Origin of the sequence: Pseudomonas sp. Sample_24 (assembly GCF_004307605.1) — a bacterium.
Taxonomy (GTDB): Bacteria; Pseudomonadota; Gammaproteobacteria; order Pseudomonadales; family Pseudomonadaceae; genus Aquipseudomonas.
This window is the reverse complement of sequence record NZ_RCNW01000272.1, coordinates 40,597-49,603: the sequence shown is the minus strand read 5'-3', so window position 1 is coordinate 49,603 and position 9,007 is coordinate 40,597. Positions and strand designations below refer to the sequence as shown.

General features: G+C 60.0%; 10 protein-coding genes. 9 read left to right on the top strand and 1 reads right to left on the bottom strand.

Annotation, left to right across the window (positions count from 1 at the left end; genetic code table 11):
* A partial coding sequence (locus D8V06_RS15140) for a TonB-dependent receptor plug domain-containing protein (RefSeq protein ID WP_130931222.1) occupies nt 1-1,273 on the bottom strand: 1,273 nt, incomplete at its 3' end.
* Between the two features lie 196 nt (nt 1,274-1,469).
* Between D8V06_RS15140 and D8V06_RS15135 the strand changes: the two genes are divergently transcribed.
* The 9 genes from D8V06_RS15135 to D8V06_RS15095 all read left to right on the top strand — a co-directional run bounded on the left by D8V06_RS15135 (nt 1,470) and on the right by D8V06_RS15095 (nt 8,943).
* Nucleotides 1,470-2,495 (top strand): NAD(P)H-dependent glycerol-3-phosphate dehydrogenase, encoded by a 1,026-nt coding sequence (locus D8V06_RS15135; RefSeq protein ID WP_130904803.1) that lies wholly within the window; start codon nt 1,470-1,472, stop codon nt 2,493-2,495.
* A gap of 30 nt (nt 2,496-2,525) precedes the next feature.
* Nucleotides 2,526-2,873 (top strand): DUF4389 domain-containing protein, encoded by a 348-nt coding sequence (locus D8V06_RS15130; RefSeq protein WP_056853113.1) that lies wholly within the window; start codon nt 2,526-2,528, stop codon nt 2,871-2,873.
* Nucleotides 2,870-3,325, top strand: coding sequence for a phosphohistidine phosphatase SixA (sixA, locus tag D8V06_RS15125; protein WP_056853112.1), 456 nt, complete (start codon nt 2,870-2,872; stop codon nt 3,323-3,325). Before D8V06_RS15130 ends, sixA begins: the two co-directional genes overlap by 4 nt.
* Nucleotides 3,326-3,516: 191 nt before the next feature.
* Nucleotides 3,517-5,172 (top strand): AMP-binding protein, encoded by a 1,656-nt coding sequence (locus tag D8V06_RS15120; RefSeq protein WP_130931221.1) that lies wholly within the window; start codon nt 3,517-3,519, stop codon nt 5,170-5,172.
* Between the two features lie 31 nt (nt 5,173-5,203).
* Entirely contained in the window at nt 5,204-5,647 is a 444-nt protein-coding gene (locus tag D8V06_RS15115) for a hotdog fold thioesterase (RefSeq protein WP_056853110.1), read from the top strand.
* A 113-nt stretch (nt 5,648-5,760) separates the two neighbouring features.
* A complete protein-coding gene (locus tag D8V06_RS15110; protein WP_056853109.1) occupies nt 5,761-6,567 on the top strand; it encodes an alpha/beta hydrolase in 807 nt (268 codons plus the stop codon).
* Nucleotides 6,564-7,418, top strand: a complete 855-nt coding sequence (locus D8V06_RS15105) for an alpha/beta hydrolase (RefSeq protein WP_056853108.1) — start codon at nt 6,564-6,566, stop codon at nt 7,416-7,418. The genes D8V06_RS15110 and D8V06_RS15105 overlap by 4 nt, the downstream gene beginning before the upstream one ends.
* Nucleotides 7,419-7,468: 50 nt before the next feature.
* Nucleotides 7,469-8,128: a glutathione S-transferase N-terminal domain-containing protein gene (locus D8V06_RS15100; protein WP_056853107.1), complete on the top strand. Its 660-nt coding sequence runs from the start codon at nt 7,469-7,471 to the stop codon at nt 8,126-8,128.
* A gap of 8 nt (nt 8,129-8,136) precedes the next feature.
* The gene (locus D8V06_RS15095) at nt 8,137-8,943 is read left to right on the top strand and encodes a DUF4892 domain-containing protein (RefSeq protein WP_056853106.1); all 807 of its coding nucleotides are present in this window, start codon (nt 8,137-8,139) and stop codon (nt 8,941-8,943) included.
* Nucleotides 8,944-9,007: the final 64 nt, after the last annotated feature.

The following is a 9,007-nucleotide window of genomic DNA, read 5'->3' as shown; positions in this document are numbered from 1 at the left end:
GGGTGCCATTGAAGTAAGTCTCGGAATCTGCCCGGTCGTAACGATAGTTCAAGCCACTGACCAGTCGCAGACTATCGGACAGACTCAGGGTGTCCTGCAGTTCAAGATCGTAGCGGGTCTCCCGGGTGCTTTGATCGATGTCGCCGCAAACGGTCTGCCGGGCACCATTTCGCCATTGATCGAGCGCCTGGTTGGCCAATGCTTGCTCGGTGGCTTCGCCGGGAGGGGCGCCGGGGCCGGTAAAACGTTCGATATTGCGTGCCAGGCGTTCGGTGTAGTTTGGGTTGAGCTGCCAGAGTTCGGTCAGTTGCGGACTGAACGAGATCTCGGCATCGCACGCGCGCCAGGTTTGCTGGCGATCCCAATGCTGGGCTGAGCCCTGGACATACAGACTGTGGTCGGGATTGATATCGAGGTTCCAACGCAACGAGCCGGCGTAATCCTTGGCGGTGACGTCAGAATTGTCGCCGGCACGGGTAATCCCCGAAAACACTGGACGGTAGGTATACGGCCGCTGATTACTGCCTTCTTTGGCGTTCAATTGCCAATCGATGCTTTGGCGTTCGTCGAGCGCTTGGCTGACGGCCAGATTGAAGCGATTCAAACGGCGGCTGTCGCGATAATCGGCGCCGTTGCGGTCGGTGTCGAAGCCGTCGTCCTGCTGGCCGGACAACGACAGGCGTAGATCTCCGTCATTCCAACCCACGCCTTGGCTGGCGTAAAAATCGTTGATGCCGCGTTGGCCACGAGTGACTTTCATCCGCGTGCCATGGCTGTCGGCCGGGTTGCGCGTAATGATATTGACCACCGCCATCAGCGCATTGGCGCCATAGCTGACGGTGTTCGGGCCGCGGAAAACTTCGATGCGCTCGATATCCTCCATGGCCACCGGAATGTCGCTCCAGTCCACCGTAGCCAGGCCGGCGCGGTACACCGAGCGACCGTCGATCAATACCTGCATGCGCCGCGCTTCGCTGGCGCTGGTGCCGTGATAATTCACCGTCGCCTGGTTGCCGCTGATGTTGCCGACCATCATTCCGGGCACCAATCGCAGCACTTCACTGATGTCCCGGGCACCCGTGGCATTGATCAGCGCACTGTCGATCACGGTCATGCTTCCCGGAACGGCCGCTGGCGACTGTTTAAGGCGCGTGGCCGTCAGCACCTGCGGCAACGGTTCGCTATCGAGGAACAAGTCGTCTGCCAGCAATGGCGAGCTGAAGACCAGCGCCAGCACCAACGGCGAGCGAGGTGAAGGAGAACCCAGTGACACAACACATCCTTGTCAGCAATTGATGGCGCGCATGTTAACCGAGGCCGATGACTTTTCCAGTCACGATGTCAGCATTTTCCTGGGGTTTTATCCTGCAACTTTCAACTTGCGCCGGTAATTGACACAGGGGCTGGCCGACACTGGGGCGCTCCGTATAATGCCGACATCGCCACTGGTATGGATTAACGGATTACATATGACTGAACAGCGCCCGATTGCGGTCCTGGGAGGCGGAAGTTTTGGTACCGCCGTGGCAAACCTGCTGGCCGAAAACGGTCACCAGGTCCTGCAGTGGATGCGTGACCCTGAACAGGCCGAAGCCATTCGGGTCAATCGTGAGAACCCGCGTTATCTCAAGGGCATCAAGATTCTGCCCGGCGTGACGCCGGTCACCGATCTGCAAGCCACCCTTGAAGCCTGCGATCTGAGTTTCGTTGCGCTGCCATCCGGCGCGTTGCGCTCGGTGCTGGCGCCGCACGCCGAGCGTCTGCGCGGCAAGATGCTGGTGAGCCTGACCAAAGGCATCGAGGCTCATACGTTCAAATTGATGAGCCAGATTCTCGAAGAGATTGCCCCGCAAGCACGCATCGGCGTGTTATCCGGGCCGAACCTGGCCCGCGAAATCGCCGAACATGCGCTGACCGCCACGGTGGTTGCCAGTGAAGACGAGGAACTCTGCGAGCGGGTTCAGGCCGTGCTGCATGGCCGCACCTTCCGTGTGTATGCCAGTGCGGATCGATTCGGCGTGGAACTGGGCGGCGCGTTGAAAAACGTCTACGCAATCATTGCCGGCATGGCCGTGGCACTGGAGATGGGCGAAAACACCAAGAGCATGCTGATCACCCGGGCGTTGGCGGAAATGACCCGCTTTGCGGTCAATCAGGGCGCCAACCCGATGACTTTCCTCGGCCTGGCGGGCGTGGGCGATTTGATCGTGACCTGCTCCTCGCCGAAAAGCCGCAACTATCAGGTCGGTTTTGCCCTCGGTCAGGGCTTGAGCCTGGAAGAGGCGGTCAATCGCCTGGGTGAAGTGGCCGAAGGCGTGAACACCCTCAAGGTGCTCAAGGCCAAGTCCCAGGAGGTGGGCGTTTATATGCCGCTGGTCGCCGGGCTGCATGCGATTTTGTTCGAAGGGCGCACGCTGGAACAGGTGATCGCGCTGTTGATGCGTGGTGAACCCAAAACCGATGTCGACTTTATTTCCACCAGCGGTTTCAACTGAGCCCACCCCTTAACCGGAACGGAGTGAGACATGAACGATCAGAAAGTAGAAGCCAAGTACGAATCCATCCTGCTGCGGGTGTTGTGGATGGTGGTTTTTGTGCTGGTCTGGCAAGTGGCGCAATTCATCCTGGGTGCCGTGGTGCTGGTGCAGTTGATCTATCGTTTGATTTACGGCGCCCCGAGCGCCAGTTTGATGAACTTCGGCGACAGTCTGAGCCAGTTCCTGGCTCAGATCGGTCGGTTCGGCAGTTTTCACAGCGACCAGAAGCCTTGGCCGTTCGCCGATTGGCCGACGCCGCGTACGCCGGAAGGTGAAGCGCCGCACGTCGTGGCGCCAGCGCCGCATCCGGCCCGAGATGAGGAACCCAAGCTATGAAACTCTGGGTATTGCGTCATGGTGAAGCCGTACCACACGGCTCCCGCCCCCACGATTCGGAGCGGGAACTGACGGACCACGGTCGTGAAGAAGTATTGCGCAGTGCGGCACTGCTGATCGGCCAGCCGCTGACCGCGATCTACGCCAGCCCCTACCTGCGCGCACAGCAAACAGCGCAGTTGGTGCGCGAAGCGTTGGGTTTCGAACCGGAAATCCGCACTGTCGATTGGCTGACACCGGACACTGATCCGGACAAAGTGGCCGAGCAGATGGTTGCGGTGAGTGACGTACTGCTGGTCAGTCACAACCCGTTGGTGGGCAATTTGCTGAGCTATTTGCAACACGGTGCCGGACACCCACCGGAGCGGATCAGCACTGCCGGGCTGGCGGAACTCGAAGGCAGTGAACTGCTGGTCGGCTCGATGAGGCTCAACAGCGTCAAGCACCCATAGCCGTCTTTGATTTTTCTTATGCAGGAGCGAGGCTTGCCCGCGAAGCTTTTGGCAATTCAGAGGCTCCCTTCGCGGGCAAGCCTCGCTTCTACAGGCAGAGAGGGCTTGAAAAAAATCGTACAAAATAGCTAACCAAGCACTTGCTTGGTTGACTACGCTTGCTCCAGAACAAAAAAACAGGAGCGAGTCGCATGTCTGCTGCTTTTCGTTTGCCGCTGGACGTTTTCTACGAGCGTGAAGCCCGTCATCCACGCCAGCGCTTTTTGGTGCAGCCCGTTGGCGGTGGGCAAGTCGAGACCCTGACCTGGGCCGACGTCGGCCATCAGGCCCGCTGTGCAGCACATTGGTTGCGAGCGCGGGAGTTGCCACAAGGCAGCCATATCGCCCTGATCTCGAAAAACTGCGCCCACTGGATCATTGCCGACCTGGCGATCTGGATGGCTGGCCATGTCTCGGTGCCGCTGTACCCGAACCTGACGGCCGAATCCGTGGCCCAGGTGCTGGAGCATTCTGAAGCGGCCCTGGCCTTTATTGGCAAACTCGACGACTGGCCCGGTATGTCCCGAGGGGTGAGCCCGGACTTGGTGACGATCAGCCTGCCGCTGCATCCGCCTGGCACCTTCGATTTCAGCTGGGCCGATCTGCAACGCAGCTCACCGATCCAGGACGATCCCAAGCCTGCTGCCGATCAACTCGCGACGATCATCTACACCTCCGGCACCACCGGCATGCCAAAGGGCGTGATGCACAGTTTCGGCAACCTTGGGTTTGCGACCACACGTGGCACTTCGTTGTTCGGCCTCAACGAGTCGGACCGACTGTTGTCCTATTTGCCGTTGTGCCATGTGGCGGAACGGATGTTCGTCGAGCTGGCCTCGATCTATACCGGGCAAACCGTTTTTTTTGCCGAGAGCCTCGATACTTTTCTCACCGACCTGAAACGTGCGCGACCGACGGCGCTGTTTGGCGTACCGCGGATCTGGACCAAATTCCAGATGGGCGTGTACAGCAAGATCCCGGCAAAACGCCTCGATTTTTTGCTCGGCTTGCCGTTTATCGGCAAGCGGGTTGGGCACAAGGTGCTCGCCGGGTTGGGGCTTGATGCGTTGCGCGTGGCCTTGTCCGGTGCCGCGCCGGTGCCACAGACCTTGTTGCTGTGGTACCGCAAATTGGGCCTGGACGTGCTGGAGGTCTACGGCATGACCGAAAGCTGTGGTTACTCGCACATATGCCTGCCGGGCCAGAACAAACCCGGTTGGATCGGCAAGCCATGCCCCGAGGTGGAAGTGCGCATCGAGGAATCGGGCGAGGTGCTGGTGCGCAGCGGCGCGACCATGCTCGGCTATTTCAAGGAACCGCAGAAAACCGCTGAAACCATCACCGAGGACGGTTTCCTGCGGACCGGCGACAAAGGCGAAGAGGACGCCGAAGGCAACTTGCGCCTGACTGGGCGTTTGAAGGAAATCTTCAAGACCAGCAAAGGCAAATACGTGGCACCGGCACCGATTGAAAATCGCTTGGCGGTGCATTCGCGCATCGAACAGGTTTGCGTGGTCGGCGATGGCTTGAGTGCGCCGTTGGGGCTATGCGTACTCTCGGCCGTCGGGCAACAGGAGGCGCGCGCGGGGTTGCATTCAAGCCTGGAAAAACTGCTCGAGGAGGTCAATGCCGCACTCGACAAGCACGAACGTCTGCGGCGTCTGGTGGTGGTCAAGGACAGCTGGGCCGTGGAAAACGGCTTCCTCACGCCGACCTTGAAGATCAAGCGCAACGTCATCGAAGCGGCTTACGGTGGGCAATTCGAAGAATGGAGCGAGCGCAGCGAAGCAGTGCTGTGGCAGGATTGAGTCACGAACAAAACCAACAAGGAATCCAGCGATGAGTTTGTGGCGCACCACCCCCAACATCGAACAGTTGAATGCAATCCAGAAGAACACTATTGGCGAAGTGTTGGACATCCGTTTCGAAGCCTTTGATGAAGAGTCGCTGACCGCGAGCATGGTCATCGACCACCGCACCCACCAGCCTTATGGCTTGCTGCACGGCGGCGCTTCGGTGGTGCTGGCTGAAACCGTCGGCTCCATGGCCAGTTACCTGTGCATCGACGCCAGCAAGTTTTACTGCGTGGGCCTGGAAATCAACGCCAACCATTTGCGCGGCCTGCGAAGCGGGCGAGTGACGGCGGTGGCCAAGCCGATTCACATCGGGCGCACGACCCATGTCTGGGACATCCGCCTGACCAGTGATGAGGGCAAGGCCAGTTGCGTGTCGCGCTTGACCATGGCGGTGGTGCCGTTGGGCGAGAATCCGCCGGCACGTTGAGAGCAGTCCATAGCTTTGACCGGACTGTCATCATTCCTGTCAGTTACGGTCATTGCTGTAGTACGTGGTCTTACGGACAATCAACACCTGTTTTCGCTCATGGATTTGCCGGTATGTCGCAACAGATATTTTTCGCCCACGCCAACGGGTTTCCTTCGGGCACCTACGGCAAACTGTTCGCGGCGCTGGCGCCCGAGTATCAGGTGACGCATCTGGAGCAGCACGCCCATGACCCGCGTTTTCCGGCGGACGACAACTGGTACAACCTGGTGGATGAGTTGATTCATCACCTGGAGCAGCAGCCGGAGCCGGTTTGGGGCGTCGGCCATTCATTTGGTGGCGTACTGCACCAGCACGCGGCGTTGCGCTGTCCTCATCTCTATCGCGGCGTGGTGATGCTTGATTCCCCTGTGCTGACCCGGACCGATCAATGGGTGATCCGTGCGGCCAAGCGTTTGGGTTTCATCGATCGCCTGACCCCGGCGGGTCGTACCCTGGGGCGGCGGGAAGAGTTCGCCGATCTCGACAGTGCCCGCCGCTATTTCGCCGGCAAAACCCTGTTTCGCAGCTTCGATCCGGAATGTTTCGACGCCTATCTGCAACACGGCTTGCACAAGGTCGGTGACAAGCTGCGCCTGCGCTTCGACCCGGCCACGGAAATCAGTATCTACCGTGGCGTACCCCACACCAGCCCCGGCCGCACGCGACAATTGAAAGTGCCGCTGGCGGTGGTGCGCGGGCGCAGCAGCCGGGTGGTGATGCGCCACCACGCCAGTTCGGTCGGGCGCATGCCTTTGGGAGAGTCCCTGACCATGCCTGGAGGCCACATGTTTCCCCTCGAACGTCCGCAAGACACCGCCCTGTTGCTGAAAAACCTGTTCAGCAAATGGGAAGGACGCCGCCCACAGGATTGCGCATGAGTCACGTCGTTGAAGAAGTCCGCTTGAGCCTGCCGCACATCGAGCTGGCGGCGCATCTGTTCGGCCCGGAAGACGGATTGCCGGTGATTGCCTTGCACGGCTGGCTCGACAACGCCAACAGCTTCGCCCGACTGGCGCCGAAGCTTAAAGGTCTGCGCATCATTGCACTGGACATGGCAGGGCACGGCCATTCCGGGCATCGCCCGCCGGGCGCGGGGTACGCCATGTGGGACTATGCCCACGATGTGCTGCAAGTCGCCGAACAAATGGGCCTCAAGCGCTTTGCCCTGTTGGGCCACTCGATGGGGGCGATCGCGTCCTTGATCATCGCCGGGTCTTTGCCGGAGCGCGTCACTCATCTGGCCTTGATCGATGGCGTCATTCCGCCTACCGACAAGGGCGAAAATGCGGCCGAACGCATGGGCATGGCCCTGCAAGCGCAGCTGGATTTGCAAGAAAAACGCAAACCGGTCTACGACACCCTCGATCGAGCCGTCGAGGCTCGAATGAAAGGGTTGGTGGCGGTCAGTCGCGAAGCCGCCGAACTGCTGGCGCAACGTGGCTTGATGCCGGTGCCGGGCGGTTACACCTGGCGCACCGATAACCGCCTCACGCTGCCATCGCCGCTGCGTCTTACGACCGAACAGGCAATGGCATTCGTCAAGCGGGTGAGTTGTCCGGCAAAACTGGTGGTGGCCGCCGACGGCATGCTCGCCAAACATCCAGAATTACTGGAGCGTCTACCCTTTAGCCGTGAACAGCTGCCTGGTGGCCACCATTTGCACTTGAACGACGAGTCCGGTGCCGACCTTGTCGCAGACTGTTTCAATCGGTTCTTCGCCATTCCTTGACTTGCACCAGGCAACTGTCGAGGCTGGTCGGGTTGAAATGGGAGACAACCATGATAGATCTGTACACCGCTGCGACCCCGAATGGCCACAAGGTCTCTATCGTGCTCGAGGAACTCGGCCTGCCCTATAAGGTGCATGCCCTGAGTTTCGACAAAAAGGAACAGAAGTCCGCGGACTTCCTCAAGATCAACCCCAATGGGCGTATTCCGGCGATCGTCGATCGCGCCAACGGCGATTTTGCCGTGTTTGAATCCGGTGCCATCCTGATTTACCTCGCTGAAATGACCGGCAAGCTTTTGCCAGCCGACCCCAAGGGGCGTTCGGTGGTATTGCAGTGGCTGATGTTCCAGATGGGCGGCATCGGCCCGATGCAGGGCCAGGCCAACGTGTTTTTCCGTTATTTCCCGGAAAAGCTGCAGGGTGCAATCGATCGCTATCAGCATGAAACCCGTCGCCTCTACGAAGTCCTCGACACGCGCCTGCAAGCCGTCGAGTTCCTTGCCGGCGACTACAGCATCGCCGATATCGCGACGTTCCCCTGGGTACGTGGCTACGAGTGGTCCGGTGTCTCGGTGGAAGGTTTGACGGCGTTGCAACGCTGGATGGCGACCATGGAGGCGCGTCCTGCGGTGCAACGTGGCTTGCTGGTGCCACAGCGCGCCGATGAAGCGAGTGTCATCAAGGGTGCCCAGGCCATGCTGATCCGATGAGTCTATCGATGCGTTCCCTCAGTCTGTTGGCACTGTGCAGTTTCAGTCCCGTGTTGTTGGCCGCTGATGTGCCTGGCAGTCAGGATTTGCCGATCGTGCCGCGCATGGCCGATGCGCAGATCGTCGACTATCGCGTTCCGGTCGACATCGAGCGAATTTACCCACTGGGTTCGATCCGCAAGATCAGCGGCCAGCTGCGCTTCGATGGCCAGGTCAGCGCCCGTGGCAATGCCACGTCAGTGACCTACGAGCTGCCACCGGAGCATTCATCCACCGAAGCATTCACGGCCGCCCGCGAAGCCTTGCAGAAACAGGACGCCCAGTTGCTGTTCTGGTGCCAGGCCCGTGATTGCGGCGAAAGCAGCCTGTGGGCCAACGAAGTCTTCGGCAACGCCAAGCTCTATGGCGCCGACAATGAGCAGGCGTACCTGCTGTTGCGCCTGGCTGCTCCGAAAGACAACACACTGGTGGCGCTCTACAGCATCACCCGTGGCAATCGCAAAGCCTACCTGCACGTCGAGCAGTTCGATGCCGCTGCGCCGCTGGGCGATTTGCTGCCGACCTCGGCGACCTTGCTGCGTGAACTCAAAAGCACCGGCGAACTCGACTTTCCCAAACTCACGGATGCACCGGATGACACCTGGCTGCGTTTGATTTCCCGTGGTCTGAACCTGGACACGACGTTGCGGGTCAGTGTTTCCGGGCCTGCTGCCGAAGCCTGGCGGCAGGCGCTGATCGCTCAGGGCGTGCGTGCGGCACGGCTGGAAACCGGCAGCGTCGAAGGCTCTGGCCTGCACATCCAGCTATTGCGCTAGGCTTTAACCCGGCGAACGCGCGTAACGCGTTCGCCAACTCTTTCGAACTGATTTTTTGAGACTT

Coding starts and splice junctions, on each gene's coding strand:
- D8V06_RS15135 (WP_130904803.1), top strand. CDS start 1,470: ATGACTGAACAGCGCCCGATTGCGGTCCTGGGAGGCGGAAGTTTTGGT.
- D8V06_RS15130 (WP_056853113.1), top strand. CDS start 2,526: ATGAACGATCAGAAAGTAGAAGCCAAGTACGAATCCATCCTGCTGCGG.
- sixA (WP_056853112.1), top strand. CDS start 2,870: ATGAAACTCTGGGTATTGCGTCATGGTGAAGCCGTACCACACGGCTCC.
- D8V06_RS15120 (WP_130931221.1), top strand. CDS start 3,517: ATGTCTGCTGCTTTTCGTTTGCCGCTGGACGTTTTCTACGAGCGTGAA.
- D8V06_RS15115 (WP_056853110.1), top strand. CDS start 5,204: ATGAGTTTGTGGCGCACCACCCCCAACATCGAACAGTTGAATGCAATC.
- D8V06_RS15110 (WP_056853109.1), top strand. CDS start 5,761: ATGTCGCAACAGATATTTTTCGCCCACGCCAACGGGTTTCCTTCGGGC.
- D8V06_RS15105 (WP_056853108.1), top strand. CDS start 6,564: ATGAGTCACGTCGTTGAAGAAGTCCGCTTGAGCCTGCCGCACATCGAG.
- D8V06_RS15100 (WP_056853107.1), top strand. CDS start 7,469: ATGATAGATCTGTACACCGCTGCGACCCCGAATGGCCACAAGGTCTCT.
- D8V06_RS15095 (WP_056853106.1), top strand. CDS start 8,137: ATGCGTTCCCTCAGTCTGTTGGCACTGTGCAGTTTCAGTCCCGTGTTG.